This is a genomic window from Hominimerdicola intestinalis (assembly GCF_054655215.1).
Window position 1 is genome coordinate 79,086 of the sequence record NZ_BAAHNZ010000010.1, and the last position, 18,100, is coordinate 97,185.

At 40.5% G+C, this 18,100-nt stretch carries 18 protein-coding genes; 6 read left to right on the forward strand and 12 right to left on the reverse strand.

The window, feature by feature from the left end:
- Positions 1 to 30 precede the first annotated feature (30 nt).
- Positions 31 to 468, reverse strand: coding sequence for a YaiI/YqxD family protein (locus ACYQ0H_RS09575; protein WP_459812633.1), 438 nt, complete (start codon positions 466 to 468; stop codon positions 31 to 33).
- A gap of 111 nt (positions 469 to 579) precedes the next feature.
- Between ACYQ0H_RS09575 and ACYQ0H_RS09580 the strand changes: the two genes are divergently transcribed.
- The 4 genes from ACYQ0H_RS09580 (at position 580) to ACYQ0H_RS09595 (ending at position 6,416) form a co-directional block, all read left to right on the forward strand.
- Positions 580 to 1,848, forward strand: a complete 1,269-nt coding sequence (locus ACYQ0H_RS09580; protein ID WP_459812634.1) for a CapA family protein — start codon at positions 580 to 582, stop codon at positions 1,846 to 1,848.
- Between the two features lie 143 nt (positions 1,849 to 1,991).
- Positions 1,992 to 2,420 carry a pyridoxamine 5'-phosphate oxidase family protein gene (locus tag ACYQ0H_RS09585; RefSeq protein ID WP_459812635.1) on the forward strand — a complete coding sequence of 143 codons (429 nt, stop codon included), beginning with the start codon at positions 1,992 to 1,994 and terminating at the stop codon, positions 2,418 to 2,420.
- Between the two features lie 371 nt (positions 2,421 to 2,791).
- Positions 2,792 to 5,134, forward strand: coding sequence for an alpha-xylosidase (gene yicI / locus ACYQ0H_RS09590; protein WP_459812636.1), 2,343 nt, complete (start codon positions 2,792 to 2,794; stop codon positions 5,132 to 5,134).
- Positions 5,135 to 5,291: 157 nt separating this feature from the next.
- Positions 5,292 to 6,416 carry a site-2 protease family protein gene (locus tag ACYQ0H_RS09595; RefSeq protein WP_459812637.1) on the forward strand — a complete coding sequence of 375 codons (1,125 nt, stop codon included), beginning with the start codon at positions 5,292 to 5,294 and terminating at the stop codon, positions 6,414 to 6,416.
- 120 nt (positions 6,417 to 6,536) lie between these two features.
- Here ACYQ0H_RS09595 and ybaK read toward each other — a convergent pair whose 3' ends face one another.
- On the reverse strand, positions 6,537 to 7,016 hold the full coding sequence (gene ybaK / locus ACYQ0H_RS09600) for a Cys-tRNA(Pro) deacylase (RefSeq protein ID WP_459812638.1): 480 nt from the start codon (positions 7,014 to 7,016) through the stop codon (positions 6,537 to 6,539).
- A 189-nt stretch (positions 7,017 to 7,205) separates the two neighbouring features.
- On the opposite strand from ybaK, the gene ACYQ0H_RS09605 reads away from it, so the two are divergent.
- Positions 7,206 to 7,640 carry a MarR family winged helix-turn-helix transcriptional regulator gene (locus tag ACYQ0H_RS09605; protein WP_459812639.1) on the forward strand — a complete coding sequence of 145 codons (435 nt, stop codon included), beginning with the start codon at positions 7,206 to 7,208 and terminating at the stop codon, positions 7,638 to 7,640.
- A 19-nt stretch (positions 7,641 to 7,659) separates the two neighbouring features.
- Positions 7,660 to 9,021, forward strand: a complete 1,362-nt coding sequence (locus tag ACYQ0H_RS09610; RefSeq protein WP_459812640.1) for a citrate/2-methylcitrate synthase — start codon at positions 7,660 to 7,662, stop codon at positions 9,019 to 9,021.
- A 51-nt stretch (positions 9,022 to 9,072) separates the two neighbouring features.
- Here the strand turns inward: ACYQ0H_RS09610 and ACYQ0H_RS09615 are convergent, their stop codons facing one another.
- The 10 genes from ACYQ0H_RS09615 to scpB all read right to left on the reverse strand — a co-directional run bounded on the left by ACYQ0H_RS09615 (position 9,073) and on the right by scpB (position 18,098).
- Positions 9,073 to 10,206 carry a DUF4317 domain-containing protein gene (locus ACYQ0H_RS09615; RefSeq protein ID WP_459812641.1) on the reverse strand — a complete coding sequence of 378 codons (1,134 nt, stop codon included), beginning with the start codon at positions 10,204 to 10,206 and terminating at the stop codon, positions 9,073 to 9,075.
- A 118-nt stretch (positions 10,207 to 10,324) separates the two neighbouring features.
- Complete coding sequence (locus ACYQ0H_RS09620) at positions 10,325 to 11,722, reverse strand: oxaloacetate decarboxylase subunit alpha (RefSeq protein ID WP_459812642.1); 1,398 nt, start codon at positions 11,720 to 11,722, stop codon at positions 10,325 to 10,327.
- Positions 11,723 to 11,756: 34 nt separating this feature from the next.
- Entirely contained in the window at positions 11,757 to 12,116 is a 360-nt protein-coding gene (locus tag ACYQ0H_RS09625; protein WP_459812643.1) for a biotin/lipoyl-containing protein, read from the reverse strand.
- Between the two features lie 45 nt (positions 12,117 to 12,161).
- Positions 12,162 to 13,544 (reverse strand): carboxyl transferase domain-containing protein, encoded by a 1,383-nt coding sequence (locus ACYQ0H_RS09630; RefSeq protein WP_459812644.1) that lies wholly within the window; start codon positions 13,542 to 13,544, stop codon positions 12,162 to 12,164.
- Positions 13,545 to 13,853: 309 nt separating this feature from the next.
- Positions 13,854 to 13,988 carry an RNA polymerase sigma factor gene (locus ACYQ0H_RS09635; protein ID WP_459812645.1) on the reverse strand — a complete coding sequence of 45 codons (135 nt, stop codon included), beginning with the start codon at positions 13,986 to 13,988 and terminating at the stop codon, positions 13,854 to 13,856.
- Positions 13,989 to 14,115: 127 nt separating this feature from the next.
- The gene (locus ACYQ0H_RS09640) at positions 14,116 to 14,850 is read right to left on the reverse strand and encodes a pseudouridine synthase (protein ID WP_459812646.1); all 735 of its coding nucleotides are present in this window, start codon (positions 14,848 to 14,850) and stop codon (positions 14,116 to 14,118) included.
- A gap of 35 nt (positions 14,851 to 14,885) precedes the next feature.
- Entirely contained in the window at positions 14,886 to 16,028 is a 1,143-nt protein-coding gene (locus ACYQ0H_RS09645; protein ID WP_459812647.1) for a D-alanyl-D-alanine carboxypeptidase family protein, read from the reverse strand.
- An 82-nt stretch (positions 16,029 to 16,110) separates the two neighbouring features.
- A complete protein-coding gene (gene ytfJ / locus ACYQ0H_RS09650; protein ID WP_459812648.1) occupies positions 16,111 to 16,500 on the reverse strand; it encodes a GerW family sporulation protein in 390 nt (129 codons plus the stop codon).
- 34 nt (positions 16,501 to 16,534) lie between these two features.
- A complete protein-coding gene (locus ACYQ0H_RS09655; protein WP_459812649.1) occupies positions 16,535 to 17,506 on the reverse strand; it encodes a hypothetical protein in 972 nt (323 codons plus the stop codon).
- A 31-nt stretch (positions 17,507 to 17,537) separates the two neighbouring features.
- Positions 17,538 to 18,098, reverse strand: a complete 561-nt coding sequence (gene scpB / locus ACYQ0H_RS09660) for an SMC-Scp complex subunit ScpB (protein WP_459812650.1) — start codon at positions 18,096 to 18,098, stop codon at positions 17,538 to 17,540.
- Positions 18,099 to 18,100 lie beyond the last annotated feature (2 nt).

The window sequence follows — 18,100 nt, forward strand, 5'->3', positions numbered from 1 at the left end:
TAGCACATATGCTAAAAAAAATCCAGTGTTTTATTTATTTTTCATTATAATTTCACAAAGAGCTTTAACAAATGCTTTATCTTCTTCCGAAGTTCTTTTATGATTTCCCCTAAGTCTGCCGCCGGCTCTGCGAATTTTTGCGGCACTGTACCGTTCCATTAATAGAGAATCGATATTATACTCATTATATATCAGACCGTCCTGTCTTATCGGTATACCCTTTTTCGCCAAAACCATAGCCGCAAGCCCATAATCCTGAGTAACGGCAATATCTCCCTGATCTATAAGATTAGCAAGCCTGAGGTCAACGCTGTCCGCACCCTTGTCGACTGTAATTATCTTTGCATTTTCATAATGGTATTCATGAGATGTATCAGCGATTATTGTAACTTCAATGCCGTACTTTTCCGCTGTTTTTACAGTAATTCCCACAACCGGACAGCCATCTGCGTCAATTAGTATTTTCATATTTATTTCCTCATTTTGTTGAATTAATCTTGTATATTCAAAAGTCATATGCTATAATTAAATAAAAACCGTCAAATATATTATAACACACATATTTTGAAAGGACAACATATGAAAATTGATCTAAAAAAATTAACGGCTCTGTTAATGTCAGTATTATCTGCATTATACTGCGTTTCATGTGCAGGAACTCCTATTCAGGATACAGACCGTTTCGGAGAGGATAATCCAGTTAATTCAATTGAAAAGCATGAGAATTCTTCCGCAGATCAGTCAGATACCGCTTCTTCCTCAGAAGGTCCCTCCGAGAACGATTTTTCGTCAGTATCGGAAAAACCGTCAGGAAAAACCTCAGCTCATTTTGTCTGCGCAGGTGATAACCTTATACATGACAATATCTATGTTGAAGCACTGAAAAAAGGCGGAGGAACAGAATATGATTTCTCCGGCTGCTATGAGCATATAAAAAAATATATTCAAAGCGCCGATGTTGCAGTGCTTAATCAGGAAACTCTTGTAACAGACAGCTATGAGCCTACAAGCTATCCTTCCTTCTGCTCTCCTTCAGCCGTCGGTGACGAAGTTGTTGACGATGTGGGGTTCAATGTAATTTCAATGTGCAATAATCATGTTTTGGATAAGGGCGAAGACGGTCTTATCTCTTCTCTCGATTACTGGGATACCAAGAATGTTGTACATTACGGAGCATACCGTTCTCACGAGGATTCGGAAAATATAAAAACTATGACGGTAAACGGTATTACCTTTGCTTTTCTGGGATATATGGAGCATACCAACGGAATATCTTTAAACGGAGGAGAAGCCGAGGTTATTTATCTTTCTGACGAAGCAACAATCAAGCGTCAGATAGAAGAAGCGGATAAAAAAGCCGATGTAGTAGTTGTTTCCTGTCATTACGGAACTGAGATTATGAACGAAATAAATACCCAGCAGCAAACGCTTACTCCTAAGCTGGTAGAATGGGGCGCCGATCTTATAATAGGAACACAGGCTCACACTATTTCGACCTGCGGCTATCTTGATAAGCCGGACGGCGGACAAGCCTTCGTTTATTACGGACTCGGCAATTTTATCTCAACAATGTACGATACAAAATCTCTGGTTGGAATAATAGGCGATCTTGATGTTGTAAAGAACTATGATACAAATGAAATAACTTTTGAAAATGTAAAAGCTATTCCCGTTATTTCTCATTTTGAAGCCGATTATTATGATTCTTACTGGTATAACTGCACGGTTTATCCGTATGCTGAATATACCGACGACCTGCTTTCCAGAAATTTTGTTGAGGGATTTTCACGGCAAACCATAAAAGACTGCCTTTCATATATACCTGAGGAATTTTTAAGTATCGAATAAAAATACAAACTATGTATACAATGGGGCAATGCCAAATCGTTCGAGCGGTGCTTTCCAACAATTCCGAGGCATTGATAAACCTAAAAAAAACTACATAACCCAAGCCACTCGCAGCATGATTTGATTGTAGATAGGAGTCATTAATGGAGAAATTAACAAAACAAGCTGAACAGATTATGGTTGAGCGTTTTGGTAAGGATACCGTCATTGCGCTAGCCACTGAGGAAAACGGTATGCCCTATGTGCGGTTTGTCAATGCTTTTTATGAGGATAGGTGCTTTTATATAATCTCTCATGGTCAGTCCAATAAGATGAAGCAGATTGCAAACAATCCGATTGTCGCCATTTCGGGAGAATGGTTTACCGCGCACGGAACGGCAAAGAACCTGGGATATTGGGGCGAGGAGGAAAATGCGGTTCTGGCAGAAAAATTGAGAAAGGCGTTCTCTGAGTGGATCGATAATGGGCATAACGATTTTAACGATGTGAATACCTGTATTCTTTGTGTAGAACTGTCGGATGGAGTTCTGTTATCACATGGTACACGTTATGATATAGATTTTATGAATTAGAATTCCTTATTTTCTTGGGAACAGGAGGCATTATAAAAAGTGTAGCGAATACCCCTGCGACAGATACGAGCACATAGATGAGTTCGACTCCTTCATTACTCATCGCAACCGTAAGAATAATATTTAAATGTAAACGCTGCCGCAGATTTTCATATATTTATATTTGAACCAAGCCAATTAACAAATATTTTACTTGCATCGTTTTGAAAATCTTAAAATAATCAAATAAAATAGTATTTTACTATTGCAATTTATGCGAATATGCTATAAAATATAGTTAACGGAAAAAGCTGTCCGTAATATTCAAAAAACTTGCGGAATTAATATTTTTATATTCTGCTCAAAATTTTATTATATTGGAGGTCATATCTATGAAATTTGCAGACGGATTCTGGCTTAATCAAAGAGGCTACGAAGTCAATTATGCAAATCAGGCGTTTGAAATTACCGAAACTGAAAACGGTTTGGTAGTTAATGCTACTCCCTTTGTAGTTTATAACCGAGCTATGATGCTGGGAAGCGCTAATCTTGAAATTTCCTATACATCTACACAGGAAAACTGCATTAAGGTAAGTATTACTCATCACAAGGGCTATACCGACAACGGTCCTCATTTCCAGCTTAACGAGGGCAGCTACAAGCCTCAGGTCACAATTACCGATAAGGAAGCTGTTCTTGTAACCGGCGACACAAAGCTTGTTATATCCAAAGAAACATGGAGCGTTCAGTATTATTATAAGGATAAGAGATTGACGGGCGGCGCCTGGAGATCTGCCGGAGTTATTTTTGAGAGCGCTTATAAAGCTCAGGCTAGACTTCAGACTCAGCTTGACGATACATTCTGGAGCTACCCCGCCGATCCTACAAGAACATATATCCGTGAACAGTTTGATACATCGGTTGGCGAATATTTTTACGGCTTCGGCGAAAAGTTCACTACCTTTACAAAGAACGGACAGAATGTTGAAATATGGAACGCTGATGGCGGAACCTGCTCCGATCAGTCGTATAAGTCGGTTCCGTTCTATGTTTCCTCCAGAGGCTACGGCGTATTTGTAAACAGCACCGATAAGGTTTCCTATGAAGTAGCTTCCGATACTGTTTCAAAAGTTTCGATCACTGTTCCAGGAGAGAATCTCGAATATTATATCTTCGGAGGAGAAAATCTTACCGAGGTACTTAAAGGCTATACTGATCTTACCGGAAAGCCTGCGCTTCCTCCCGCATTTTCTTTCGGCTTGTGGCTTACAACTTCCTTTACCACTAACTATGATGAAGAAACTATCACTTCGTTTATCGACGGTATGGCTGAAAGAGATATTCCTCTACAGGTATTCCACTTTGACTGCTTCTGGATGAAAGGCTTTGAGTGGTGCAACTTTGAATGGGATAAGTCACAGTTCCCGGATCCTCCGGCAATGCTTGAAAGACTTCACAAGAACAAGGGTCTTAAAACCTGCGTCTGGATCAACCCTTATGTTGGTCAGCGTTCAAAGCTGTTTGACGAGGGTATGGAAAACGGCTACTTCATCAAGAAAAAGGACGGCTCTGTTTTCCAGTGCGACGAGTGGCAGCCTGGTATGGCTATTGTTGACTTTACAAATCCTGCCGCCTGCGACTGGTATGCAGGATACCTCAGAAAGCTCTGCGAAATGGGAGTCGATACATTTAAGACAGATTTCGGCGAGAGAATTCCTACAAAAGATGTTGTTTATTTTGACGGCTCAGATCCGATCAAGATGCACAACTACTATACTCATCTTTACAATGAATGTGTATTCAACGTATTAAAGGAATACTACGGTGAAAATAAGGCTTGTCTGTTTGCACGTTCCGCAACTGCCGGCGGTCAGCAGTTCCCTGTTCACTGGGGCGGTGACTGTTCTGCTAATTACAACTCTATGGCTGAGGTAGTAAGAGGCTGTCTGTCGCTTTGTATTTCAGGCTTCGGCTTTACATCCCACGATATGGCAGGCTTCGAGGCTACCGCTACTCCCGACATCTACAAGAGATGGGCTGCTTTCGGTATGTTCTCATCACACAGCCGTTTGCACGGAAATCAGTCTTACAGGGTGCCATGGCTGTTCGACGAGGAATCCTGTGATGTTCTGCGCTTCTTCACAAAGCTCAAGGGACAGCTTATGCCTTACATCTGGGCTCAGGCTATCAAGACTCACGAGGTTGGTATGCCTGTTATGAGAGCAATGGTCATTGATTACGCAAACGATCCTGCCTGCCTTACGCTTGACAGACAGTATATGTTCGGCGACAATATTCTGGTTGCTCCTATTCTTAATGACGAGAGCATGGCACAGTACTATGTTCCTGAGGGCAGATGGACAGACATTATCACAGGCAAGGTAATCGAAGGCGGCAAGTGGTACAGCCATAAATGCTCTTACTTTGAGATTCCTGCTCTTGCTAAGCCGAACAGCATTATTCCTTACGGAAAGTTCGTAAGAGATGTTGAATATGATTATCTCAACGGCACAACTTTCAAGATTTTCGAGCTTGAGGACGGTAAATCGGCAACCTGCCCGATCTACGATACCGAAGCTAACAAGGTGTTTGAGCTTACAGCAGTAAGAAACGGCAACACGATAGAGTGTTCTTACACAGCTACAGCCGCTTCATTCAGAATTGAAATTGCTTCAACCGATAAGGCTGTTGACGTTACTCCGACTGCAAGCGGTAAGGTTATTATCGAGCTTTAATTGAATGCTCCTCTTTCGCCATAAATAATTTTAGACGCTTTTGACTTTTGTCAAGGGCGTCTTTTTGTTGACTTATGTTACGTTGAGTGCTATAATAATGAAAACACACTACAGAGAGATCACAATAATAAAAGTAATCAATTAAGAGGAGTAAAACATGACTAAAAGAAAAAAGAAAAAAAGTAAATTCAATCCTATTATCCTTTTGTTTTATCTAATAGGAGGAGTATGCGGCTTTTCTATTGCCGTTTTAATAGACTACCTTACAAAAAGCGGTGTATCTACTCCGTATGCGCTGGTTTTTATATTGATAATAGCATTGACTTCTATTTTTGCTATCATCCTTATTCACGAATCCGGACATCTTGTAATGGGGCTTCTAACAGGATATGATTTCATTTCTTTCAGAATAGGAAGTTTTACATTTGTGAAGGAAAAAAATAAGCTTGTAACGCGCAAATTCAATATTGCAGGCACCGGCGGACAATGCATTCTCACCCATACAGAAGTCGAAAAACCTGAGGAGCTGCCTTATTTTTGGTATAATTTCGGAGGTGTGTTTTTTAACTTTTTGACGGCACTTATTTGCTTATTCGTTATCCTGCTTTCAAAAAATCCTTTTGTTTTAACAGGCTTTTTAATATTTGCAATCTTGTCATTGGCAATTGGAATAATTAACATTATTCCCACAGCAGCAATGGGAATAGGAACTGACGGCTATAATATTATTTTGATGAAAAAATCTCCTGCCGTCAGAATAACAATTTATAAAACAATGCTCATTAATGCACTTCAGTTTCAAGGTACACGGCTTGAGGATATGCCAGAAAACCTTTTGACTTTTACAGATGAAGAAAAACAATGCGAATTCGGAACAGCTTTAACCTGCATTGAAGCTAATCTGTTGATGAACAGACATGATTTCAAAGCTGCCGAAGAAGAGTATCGTTCTGTTGCAGAAAATAATGACACATATACTTTATATCAGAACGAATGCCGATGTGAAATGATATTCTGTATGATAATGAACGGCTGTACTGCAGAGGAAATAAACGAGGTTTATGATAATGAACTGAAAAAGTATATAATAACTACCGGTAAAACATATATAATGAGAAAGCGTCTTATGTATGCTTACTATTTGATCATAGAAAAGGACTTTACAAAAGCAGAAGAAGAATACTTGATTGCAGAAAAAATGGAAAAAACATATCCGGCAAAGGGCGAGTATCTATCAGAAATGGCTCTTATCAAATATGTAAAGGACAATTTTATCAGGTAAATAATAACTGATATTATGAAGTATTTGAGCCGTATGATTTATTTGACAGCAGATGAAAAAAAATATAACCGAGCCGCAGAGATTTATATTTATATCTGCGGCTTAATTATTGCAGTTATTCTATAAGTCAACAATTATATCCGCCGTAGAAATTCGCACTATCTTTTGCAAATCTGACAGTGAAAGCTCCACCTGATAACCGATCTTACCTCCGCTGAAAAGTATAGTTTCAAAATCTTCGGCAGTTATGTGTATTGTCGTTACAAACTGCTTTTTCATTCCTATGGGAGAACAGCCGCCGTGAACATAGCCTGTAATCGGAAGAAGATCTTTTGATTTTATCATCTCAATTGACTTCTCTCCTACAGCCTTTGCGGCTTTCTTCATATCAAGTTCCTCGGCGACAGGGATCATAAAGACATAATACTTTTTAGATTTCGGGCTGGTCGTAACAAGAGTTTTAAATACCTGCTCAGGGTTCTGGCCAAGCGCCTGTGCTACCTCGATTCCGCTGACCGCATCTGTATCAAAATAGCTGTGTTCCTTATATTTGATTTTATTCTTGTCAAGAATACGCATTACATTGGTTTTCTGTTCCAAAATAATCACTTTCCTTTCTGTTTTATTATATATAAAAATTACGGTCTTTTCAAGCTTTTATCCTAAAAAGCAGCAATATATTTGACTATAATCAATCCTTTTGTGAAAATTAGGTGAAAAAGGTTGACTTGTAAACTATACTGTGATATAATAGTTGTATATTCAACTAACCGATACGGAGGCGCCTTTATGGATCCGCAGTACAGATTCAGCAAATACTCGTCGATTATTACAAGGCAATGCAAGGCATACTATGACCGAGAGCTTAAGCAGTTCGGAATCGGCAGCGGTCAGCAGTTTTTTCTGATAATAATTTCCGAAAATCCCGGTATTAATCTTGCAGACCTTGCAAACAGGGGCGGTTTTGATAAAAGCACAATAACGCGCTCGGTAAAAAAACTTCAAAAGCTGGAGTATATCAGAATTGAAGACGATAAGACCGACGGAAGACGCAGACACGCTTTTGTAACAGAGAAAGGTCTGCCGGTCGTAAATTATATTTATAAGCTTAAGGAACAAATAAATCAAAAGCTTATAAAAGGGCTTACCGACAGTGAGATCGAAACCGTAAGCAGGCTTATGACAAAAGTAGCCGACAATGCCGCAAGGTATCTTAACGAATGAGAAACAGGAGGTAAAACACATGGAAAACAATTATTCCGACATCACGCCCGAGATCAGGGAGCTAACAAAAAAATGTGTCATGCATAATCAGATAAACCCTGAGCTTTACGGAAAATACGACGTTAAAAGAGGATTAAGAGATATAAACGGAAAGGGCGTTTTAGCCGGACTTACCGAGATTTCCGAGGTGCGCTCAAGCGTTTTAAAGGACGGAGTTTCGGTTCCCTGTGACGGAGAACTGTTTTACCGCGGGATTAATGTCAAGGATATAATAGACGGTTTTGTAAAGGACAAGCGCTTCGGATTTGAAGAAATAGTTTATCTTCTGCTGTACGGTGAACTGCCTTCAAAGCAGCAGCTTGACGATTTTTCAAAGCTTCTGGGTGAATACAGAACGCTTCCGACTAACTTTGTACGCGACGTTATAATGAAGGCTCCAAGTGATGATATGATGAATACTCTGGCAAAAAGTATTCTTACGCTTCACTCTTACGACTCCAATGCCAACGATATTTCACTGGACAACGTTATGCGCCAGTGTCTTCAGCTAATAGCGGTATTTCCTATACTTTCTGTATATGGTTTTCAGGCATATAATTTTTATATAGGAAAGCAGAGCTTTTTCATTCATCTCCCCGACCCTGAAAAATCCACTGCTGAAAATATTCTTTATCTGCTCAGACCAGACTGCAAATATACCGAGCTTGAAGCTAAGGTACTAGACATAGCTCTGGTTCTCCATGCCGAACACGGCGGAGGAAACAATTCCACGTTTACTACTCATGTTGTAACCTCCTCGGGAACTGATACCTATTCAGCTATAGCAGCGGCTTTATGCTCCCTCAAGGGCCCTAAACACGGCGGAGCAAATATAAAGGTAATGAAGATGTTTGAGGATCTTAAAGCAAATGTCAGCGACTGGAGCGACGATTCGGCTATTGAAGAATATCTTACAAAACTGCTTCACAAGGAGGCATTTGACAAGGCGGGACTTATTTACGGAATGGGGCATGCGGTTTACTCAATTTCTGATCCCAGAGCAAGGGTTTTCAGAAAGTTTGTTGAAAGCCTTTCTCAGGAAAAAGGCCGTACCGAGGAATTTGCACTGTATTCCAAGGTCGAAGAGCTTGCGCCTAAGGTTATTGCAAAGGAGAAAAAAATATACAAGGGAGTCAGCGCTAACGTGGACTTTTACAGCGGTTTTGCATATAGTATGCTGGGACTTCCTATGGAGCTTTACACTCCTATCTTTGCAGTTGCAAGAATTGCAGGTTGGTCAGCTCACCGAATGGAGGAGCTTATAAACGCAGGAAAAATAATCAGACCTGCATACAGAAGCATTTCTGCGGAAAGAGAATATACGCCTCTTTCCGATAGATAATATATCCTTTCTCAAAAAATCTGTCCAAGACTTATGTCCCGGACAGATTTTTTATTCTATATTTGCCGGCATTCCATTAACTGATATTTCAGGGTCGTCAAGGTCGATGATCAGGCACTTCCTACCCTCTATAACCTGAGTTCGTACCTTATCGACAGCGTCCTTGGCTATATTTACAGTAATACTGGGAACAGAAAGTACTGTTTTACGCTCAACAAGGTTAATTGCCGTAAGTGGCTTATCTCCTAATGCGGATTCATAAACCTTAGGAAGATGTTCAAGCTTTTCCTGACTTACGCCGGCTTCCCACAAAATAGATGATAGCTTTTTATCGTCAACAGTAGGTATCTCGGTTTCGTGACTGGACTGATCAACAATTTCGGCTATCTTATCATTGACTGTTGTAATAAGGTCATAATCAAGCTCGTCGCCTACTACATTATTGAGAATAGAACGGAATGTTTCTTTTTCAGACTGACACGACATAACGAACTCACAGCCCAGCAGGTCGTCAACAATAGACGTGTTGGGCTTTTTCGGATTTTTAGTATAGTACAAAACTCCGTTAACGTCAGGAGAACGGTCGGAAAACACAGGAAACAAAAATCCGTCGCTCGGCAGCTCTACTATACGGTCGCAGGAAGCCTTTTTCAATATCTCATTAGATTCATCACTGTAAATAAGTCCGTCAATCCGTAGATTTACCGGACAAATTGCGGTAATAATAAAATTATAGTCTATCTCCGATTCAGCATCCTCCGAGATCTCGCCCGACTTGTTTTTATTTAGAACGGAATAAGTACAGTGAGCGGAAAAAATTGCATATGTAGATACATATTCCATTTTCTCTGTAATAGTATTCAGAAATTTATCCGTTATCTCATCATCAAGAAATTTACTTTTCATTATTTCATAGAAAAACGGCTGTGCACCGCCCTCCAGATACGCATCCTTAGGAAACTGATATTCAAGAAGGTTTTTTCCCACAGAGCCGCTAAGAACCTTTTTCAATATTATCATTATAAGCTCAGATTCGTCCGCAGGCATTGTATTATAAAGCTGGTTAGATTTAAATTTAATATTCTTCTCTGAGTCAACAAAAGCCTGAACAACGTGATTGACCGTAAAAAAGCCGCAGTCGTCGCTGAAATTTTTCTTTATCTCGTTTATTTCTTTTTTATTCATTAATGTAAATCCTCCGTCCTTTACTATATCTATTATAACATGAAAAACAATTTTTCGCAAGGTTATTTTATACAAAAACAAAAGCTGTCCTTTTTATTGGACAGCTTATCACAACTTGTTAAACAGGATGAACTTTATTTACAGCGTCGGAATGTTTTCCGTCAACTCCGTATTTCTTATTTCTTCTCTGTTCAAAGAATTTGGGTGCAACCTTCGGAAACATAGCATAGGTAAGAACGTCTTCCTCCTGCTCCGTCCAATCCGCACATTCCTTACGCATTTCCTCAAGTTCAGGCTTGAGCAGATCTGCAGGACGGCAGGTTATAGGCTCTTCAGCTCCAAGAATTTTCTTCTGAAATTCAGGATCGATCTGAACAGGTGTTTTACCGTATTCACCTTTTACAAGTCCCTTGAACTCTTTTGTTACAGTTTTATACCTCTCGCCCATAATTACATTAAATACCGCCTGAGTACCGACGATCTGAGAAGTCGGAGTAACGAGCGGAGGGAATCCGGAATCCTTACGAACTCTGGGAACTTCCTTTAAAACATCCTCAAGCTGATCTGCCTTACCGGCCTGTTTCAGCTGAGAAAGAAGGTTTGAGAGCATTCCGCCAGGAACCTGATACAGAAGCGCATTAGTATTTGTCGCAAGCATTGAAGGGTCAAGCAGTCCGCTGTCAATGTACTTTTTACGAAGAGTCATAAAGTAATCTCTGATCTCATTCAGCTTTACAAGGTCAAGACCTGTATCATATTCAGTTCCCTGGAAAGTAGCGACAATAGACTCTGTAGGAGCATGAGACGTTCCGAGAGCAAGCGGTGACATAGCAGTATCTACAGCGTCAACGCCCGCTTCAACAGCCTTCATTATACACATAGAAGCAAGTCCGGAGGTATAATGAGTATGAAGCTGAACAGGGATCTTTACCGCAGACTTAATATCCTTAACAAGCGAGGAAGCCTCATACGGAGTAAGAAGCGCCGCCATATCCTTGATACATATAGAATCTGCACCTGCAGCTTCTATTCTTCTTGCGTAATCCATATAATACTCATGAGTGAAAACTTCGCCGAGAGTGTATGAAATCGCAACCTGAGCATGGCCTTTTTCCTTGTTTGCTGCCTTGATAGCGGTTTCAAGGTTTCTGATATCATTTAAAGCGTCAAAGATTCTTATTATATCAATACCATTTGCAATAGACTTCTGTACAAAATATTCAACCAAGTCATCAGCATAATGACGATAGCCCAGCATATTCTGTCCTCTGAACAGCATCTGGAGCTTTGTATTCGGCATTGCCTTTCTTATTGTGCGAAGCCTTTCCCATGGATCTTCATTTAAAAATCTGATACATGAATCAAATGTAGCGCCGCCCCAGACCTCAGCGGAATAAAATCCTATTTCATCCATTTTAGACAAAATGGGCTTCATTTCATCAATCGACATTCTTGTAGCGATAAGTGACTGATGAGCGTCGCGGAGAACGGTTTCAGTAATTTTTAGCTTACCCATTTATTTCAATCCTTTCAAAAGCAAAATTGATTTATCAGCCTATTACAGCAAGTACGGCGCCTGTTTCAACAGCCGAACCCTTAGTTGTATTAATGCTGAGTACCTTTCCGGCACATGGGGAATTAACGTCGTTCTCCATTTTCATAGCCTCAAGAACAACGATAGCCTGACCGGCTTCAACGGTATCTCCGACAGCTACCTTGATATCAAGGATAGTACCGGGCATAGGAGCTGAAACCTTTGTACCCTCGGCTACAGGAGCGGCAGGAGCTGCTGTCGGAGCGGGAGCTGCCTGTACGGGCGCTGAAACAACAGAAGCAGGTGAATCTGCTCCTACTTCCTCAACCGCAACATCATAAGCTTTTCCGTTTACTGTAATATTATATCTTTTCATATTAAAAACCACCTATCTAAAAATATTAATTATAAAAGCAGCCTATTAAAGCTGAATATTGCTGTGCTTCTTAGGAAGTCTGGAAATACGCTTTCCTGCCAGTATCTCAACGGCATTGATAAGAACTCCGCGGATCTCATTTCCGCTGACGATATTGTCAAGACAGTTTTTCTGTGCGGCAGCAGCTGCGCTTGCTTCTTCCCTTGCATATTTATCAGCAAGCTCTTTTCTTTTTGCAGCAAGATCAGCAGCGCCCTTCAGTTCGTCGTGGGCCAAAAATTCAACTGCAGTAATAGGGTTAAGCGGAGAAATTACCGCATCAGGAACGGCAAAGGTCATATCTGCATTTGCGCCCTTTCCGGCGAGTGCGATATATGCCGGACCGTAAGCCTTTCCGGTGACTGCCGCAAGCTTTATAGTCGTAGCTTCAGCATAAGCATGAGCAAGCTTAGTCATATTCTTAACAGCTCCGGCGGCTTCTGTATCATCATCAGCGGCAAAGCCTTCAGTATCGACCAGAGTAATTATCGGAACTGCATATGCGTCGCAGGTCCTTACAAAACGCGCAAGCTTTGAACAGTCATCGGCAGTAAGCTTATCAGCGGTTTTGTTTGTAGCAATTATTCCGACTGAAGCTCCTCCCAATGTTCCGAGAGCAGTATATGATGCTTTTCCGTATTCAGCTGAAAGCTCGATAAGACTTCCCTCATCACATACTGCTTTAGCCTGAGATTCAGCGTCTTTTCCGAAAACTGCTGTTGGTTCTTCAAACTCGTACATAGGGACAGGTGAAAGATTATTCTGCGGAAGCTTATTAAGTATTTCCTTAGCTGCTTCTACAGCAGCCTTATCGTCTTTTGCTACTATACACGCAGTACCGTTTTTCGCTGCATTTTCGGCAGAATTTTTTATATCCGAATTAGGAGCAACATAAAGCTCTGAATCGCTTGTAATAACAGTAAAATCAGCGGATTGTGCAAGCATAGCGGCAGTTCCGGCACATACTCCTGCAACTACTGAGATCTGAGGAACTACGCCTGAAAGATTTGAAACCCACATAAGAAGTTCTCCGTAGGCAGCCATAGCCTCACAGCCGTCGTTCAGATCTGCTCCGAAAGAATCATAAATTCCGATAACCGGAACACCTGTCTTTGCGGCAAGATCGTAAAGTTTTACTATTTTATCAGCCTGAACCTTAGTAAGCGCACCGTTTTTCACCGTTATATCCTGTGAAAAAGCGTAAACCGGATTACCGTCTACATATCCATAGGCGGTTATAACTCCCGAAAGACCTGAACCTGACTTAGCATAAGGATCAAGCTCTGTAAATTTTCCTTCATCAAACAAATATGTCAGCCTGTTTCTTGCAGGAGCAGGAACTGCGGCAAGCGCCTGAAGCTCGGCAAGAGTTGAGATTGAATCAGACATATAGTTTCCTCCATTCAATTAATTTATAAGATAAACCAATACATAAGCATAATAGTCTATCATAACTATACAAATATCATTATACTATTTTTCAAACGATTTAGCAAGAATAAAAGCAGATTTTTCTTCACTTTTTACGTCTTGAACATTTTTTGTTCATTTTCTATACATAACGCAAAAAGAGCGGCAAAGCCGCCCTTATGTTTTATATGCTATTCCTTTATTCTGTCATCATAAAAATATTTCTCTATTTCTTCACTGGCAGCCGAAATCTCGTCGCCTTCTTCCCAAATTAAAATTCTATTTTCATCATTCGGCAAACCGAAGCGCCTTTATAAAGGTTTCCTGAGTAATATCCTCTGCTATTTCAGGTATGCGGCTTAATTTAAAAATAAATGCATAAACCTCTCTGAAGTATTCCTTATAAATGCTTTCAAAATCCATTGCTTAACCTGCCCTTCTATTATATATGACTTTGCGCAGCTGCAAAACGTTACAGAAAAAATAAAAAAAACAGACGATATCAGTTTTTTGCAAAGCTGAAACGGTATCGTCTGTAATTTATTTAATTCTATTTACTTTTAGTCAATGCATTTCTTATCGCCCGCAGCTCGTCCGGCTTCAACTCCCTGTACTCACCCGGTTTTAGCATACCCAGTCTGAGCGGTCCTATTGAAGTGCGTTTAAGACGGGCAACTTCAAGACCGACAGTCTCGCACATTTTTCTTATCTGACGGTTTCTTCCCTCGTGAATCGTCATCTGAAGCACTACTCTGCCGGGCTGTTTATCAAGCACCAAAACCGTACAGGGCTGAGTCTTTACACCGTCTATTTCGATCCCTTCAGACAGCCGTACAAGCTGATCGTCATTTATATCGGGACGAACTGTTACTCGGTAGGTCTTTGAAACATGGCGGGAGGGGTGCATAATATCGTTTGCGAATTTTCCGTCGTTAGTAAACAGAAGAAGCCCCTCGGAATTCTTGTCAAGCCTTCCGATAGGATAAACTCTTGCCGGTATGCCATCAAGCAGATCGGTTACGCATTTTCTGTCAAGCTCATCGCTCATAGTAGTTACATAGCCTCTCGGTTTATGAAGCATTATATAATACATCTGCTTTTTCTTAGCTACAGAGATATTATCGCCGTCTATGCTTATTACATCCTTGCCTGGAAGCGCCTTATCGCCCAGACCGCAGGGACGTCCGTTTACTTTTACTCTTCCCTGAGCAATAAGCTCCTCAGCTTTTCGTCTTGAACAATATCCGCTTTCTGCAATGATCTTCTGAAGTCTGATCTTTTCCATATATTCTCCTTAATATGTACGGTCTATAAAGACCGTTATTCAAACAGCGCTTTTGCCTTTTCAATACAGCTTTCAAAAAAGCCTGTGCTTTCAGGCTCAGCTGCTGCAGCGCTTATGCTCTGAGCTGTATAAACCGACTCCTCAGCTATTTTTTCCCCATTATAATAATATTCAGCCCTTCCGACCTGTACGTTTTCAGCAGCCGGACAATAAACAAACGGGAGGACAAAAATCTCACAGGTTACATTTTCCGCTTTACCTTCCGGCAGTGTCAATTTGACCTTGTCTGTTTTGCAGAGAATTGTATCAGATACTCCGCCTGCCGCTCCTATCTCAAACGTATCGTTTTCAATGGGAAGCTCCTGTCTTGACATCAGGGAAAAACCGTAATCATACATTCTTGTATGGTCAAGCCAGTCATCAGGATCGTTTAATGTAACGCAGATAAGCGTTGCTCCGTCCCTTTCGCAGGCGGAAACAAGACATCTTTTAGCCTTGTCGGTAAAGCCCGTTTTAACTCCTATTACTCCGTCGCACATTGTAAGAAGCTTATTGGAATTTATAAGCCATCTTTCATACGGAGGATTTCCGAATTCAAGCTTAGCATTCTTTTTACCGCAGATCTCTCTGAAATCATCATTTTTCAAAGCTTCTCTGGTCAGTACCGCCATATCGTACGCAGTTGAATAATGATCATCGGTATAATCGTCAAGACCTGAAGGCGTAACAAAATGAGTAGATCTAAGACCCATTTCCGCTGCTCGGTCATTCATTAGCTGAACGAAAGCTTCAACGCTTCCGGATATTCTTACCGCAGCGCAGTTAGCTGCGTCATTTCCGCTGGGAAGAAGCATTCCGTGTACAAGAGCCCTCATTGTGACAGTATCGCCCTCCTGCAGACCCATAGAAGAACCTTCAACCTTAAGCGCTTCTTTATCAACCACAAACTTTTCGTCAAGATCATTCTGCTCCAGTGCAATAAGAGCAGACATTATTTTAGTTGTACTCGCCATAGGAAGCTTAGAATATCCGTTTTTCTCATAAAGCACTTCACCTGTTGCAGCATCAATTAGGATAGCTCCTTTAGCGGAGACATCGGACAGCTCATAAGCGTCAGCCTTGAAAGCAAAAGATGCAAGCGCAATAATAAGCGCGGAAATAAACGATATTAATTTCAATTCAGACACACCTTTACTATAAAAATCATCCATAATATAATGTGCCGAACGAAAAGTTTAATTCATAAATAATACAGGGAAATTACCCCTCCGACTTCTTACCGGTTTTTTTGTCAACAAAGTCAATAATTTTATCAACAACATCAGGAACGAGATTTACTACTGCATTTTCATATGAGGTGTTTGTTGTCATCTGCAAAAGCTTTGTTTCACCGTTATGAATAACTATAAAAGCCATAGGCTGTATCGTTATTCCTGCTCCGGATCCGCCGCCGAACTGATCCTTTGCTGTTTTTGTCGGCAGATCTGAACCTCCTGAAGCAAATCCGAAGGAAACTTTTGAAACCGGTATAATCGTCGTTCCGTCAGAGGTTACGATAGGCTTTCCCACAACAGTTTCGCAATCGGTCATCTCTCTTATTTTTTCCATTGCCGTTTTAACCAAAGATTCAAGCTTAGTATTATCGTTCATTTTCAATACGTCCTTTCGTTTATATAAATTATCCTTATACGTTTGCAGCCGTCTGTGTGCCGTGTCTTTCAGAGGCGGTATTCTCATTTTTGCTGTCAATTTTCAGTTTTCTTTTCTGCTTCAAATATATTATCAAGAAATTTACGCCTATACAAACTGCCAGCGCAATTAATGCGCTCGGCCGAATTTTAACAGTGGTTTCAGCTTCCCCGCTGATAGTATTTTTTGTAAATACACAGTTTACATTTGCCCTTTTTATTTTTACGGTAAATATACCCGCAAGCAATCCCAGAAAGTTGAACAGCGCTCCCTGCAAAGCTCCATAGAAAATAGCAGCTTCGTGAGCGTCCTCCCTGCCAACGCTTATATTAATACCGGTATCAGTAAATCGTATTGTCTTACAAAGCTTTTTAAAGTATTTCCACCCCATAGGTATATACGGCTTTATAAGTTCATATTTTTCCTTTAGCCCTGCAAAAAATCCGTCCTTGGTTCTTGATTTTTTATTTTTGTCACTGTCAGGATCTCTTTCGGGCACAGATTTTTTTTTCGGCATAACAGGCTCTTCCGAATTTTTGTCTTCATCTTCAGCTTCTTTAAGACTTTCCGCCAGTCCGTCAAGACCGAACCTATCTTCTCTATCAATCTTTTCCTCATAGATATGAGTATCAGTATTTTCTTCGCAGGCATCGTCTTTTTTTAAAATACTTTCAAGCGCTTCCGACTCAGAAAGAGAAGCTTCAGTAATATCATTATCTGCAAAATCGCCGTCGATATTATCCTCAAACAGATCCTGCTGTAATTTTTCTTTTTTTATTTTTTTTGCTTTTCGCCTGCGTTTTTTCTTTTTTGCGTTTACAGGATAAATAGTAAAAAACATATATTTGATTTTTACTTCAAACCCTCTGCTGTCCGCCTTTACATAAGCGCTGACGGAAAAATGAAGAAGAATTACAATAACTGCGATTATTGAAAGCAGAATCCAAAGAACAATTATTGCGATCATCTCCAATCCTTTAATTTAAGATCTATTTATTTTAACTGTCTTGAGTGTTTTCTAATATCTCGTCAATAGTTACCTGAGCTTTTTGCTCAGGAAGCTCAGGTAGCTCTTCTAAAGACGAAATCTGAAAGGCTCTGAGAAATGCGTCGGTGGTTTTATAAGCTATAGGCCGCCCCGGAAGGTCAAGCCTGCCCGCTTCTGTAAGAAGCTTTTTGTCGACAAGAGAATTTACCGTTCCGGAAGAATCAACTCCCCTGACTTGCTCAACAAAGGATTTTGTAACAGGCTGATTATAGGCAACTATAGTCAGTACCTCAAGCGCCGCAGGTGAAAGAGCAGTATTTTTCTTTATCTCCAAAGCGTTTTTTATATACTGTGAATACTTTTTTTTCGCAGCCAACTGGTATGAACCGTTAAGCTTGAGCAGTTCTATTCCGCTAGAACTTTCGGAATACCTATCCGTAAGATTACTTAGCAGTTCCTCCGTTTCTGTTTCCTCTAATCCAGCCGCTTCCGCAAGCTTTGAAAGTTCTATCGGATCTCCCCCTGCAAAGAGTATTGACTCTATTACAGCGATTTTTTCATTTACATCCATAA

Bases quoted from the DNA above. Each gene is read 5' to 3' on its own strand.
- ACYQ0H_RS09575 (WP_459812633.1), bottom strand. From the start codon at position 468: ATGAAAATACTAATTGACGCAGATGGCTGTCCGGTTGTGGGAATTACT.
- ACYQ0H_RS09580 (WP_459812634.1), top strand. From the start codon at position 580: ATGAAAATTGATCTAAAAAAATTAACGGCTCTGTTAATGTCAGTATTA.
- ACYQ0H_RS09585 (WP_459812635.1), top strand. From the start codon at position 1,992: ATGGAGAAATTAACAAAACAAGCTGAACAGATTATGGTTGAGCGTTTT.
- yicI (WP_459812636.1), top strand. From the start codon at position 2,792: ATGAAATTTGCAGACGGATTCTGGCTTAATCAAAGAGGCTACGAAGTC.
- ACYQ0H_RS09595 (WP_459812637.1), top strand. From the start codon at position 5,292: ATGACTAAAAGAAAAAAGAAAAAAAGTAAATTCAATCCTATTATCCTT.
- ACYQ0H_RS09605 (WP_459812639.1), top strand. From the start codon at position 7,206: ATGGATCCGCAGTACAGATTCAGCAAATACTCGTCGATTATTACAAGG.
- ACYQ0H_RS09610 (WP_459812640.1), top strand. From the start codon at position 7,660: ATGGAAAACAATTATTCCGACATCACGCCCGAGATCAGGGAGCTAACA.
- ACYQ0H_RS09615 (WP_459812641.1), bottom strand. From the start codon at position 10,206: ATGAATAAAAAAGAAATAAACGAGATAAAGAAAAATTTCAGCGACGAC.
- ACYQ0H_RS09620 (WP_459812642.1), bottom strand. From the start codon at position 11,722: ATGGGTAAGCTAAAAATTACTGAAACCGTTCTCCGCGACGCTCATCAG.
- ACYQ0H_RS09625 (WP_459812643.1), bottom strand. From the start codon at position 12,116: ATGAAAAGATATAATATTACAGTAAACGGAAAAGCTTATGATGTTGCG.
- ACYQ0H_RS09630 (WP_459812644.1), bottom strand. From the start codon at position 13,544: ATGTCTGATTCAATCTCAACTCTTGCCGAGCTTCAGGCGCTTGCCGCA.
- ACYQ0H_RS09635 (WP_459812645.1), bottom strand. From the start codon at position 13,988: ATGGATTTTGAAAGCATTTATAAGGAATACTTCAGAGAGGTTTATGCA.
- ACYQ0H_RS09640 (WP_459812646.1), bottom strand. From the start codon at position 14,850: ATGGAAAAGATCAGACTTCAGAAGATCATTGCAGAAAGCGGATATTGT.
- ytfJ (WP_459812648.1), bottom strand. From the start codon at position 16,500: ATGAACGATAATACTAAGCTTGAATCTTTGGTTAAAACGGCAATGGAA.
- ACYQ0H_RS09655 (WP_459812649.1), bottom strand. From the start codon at position 17,506: ATGATCGCAATAATTGTTCTTTGGATTCTGCTTTCAATAATCGCAGTT.
- scpB (WP_459812650.1), bottom strand. From the start codon at position 18,098: ATGGATGTAAATGAAAAAATCGCTGTAATAGAGTCAATACTCTTTGCA.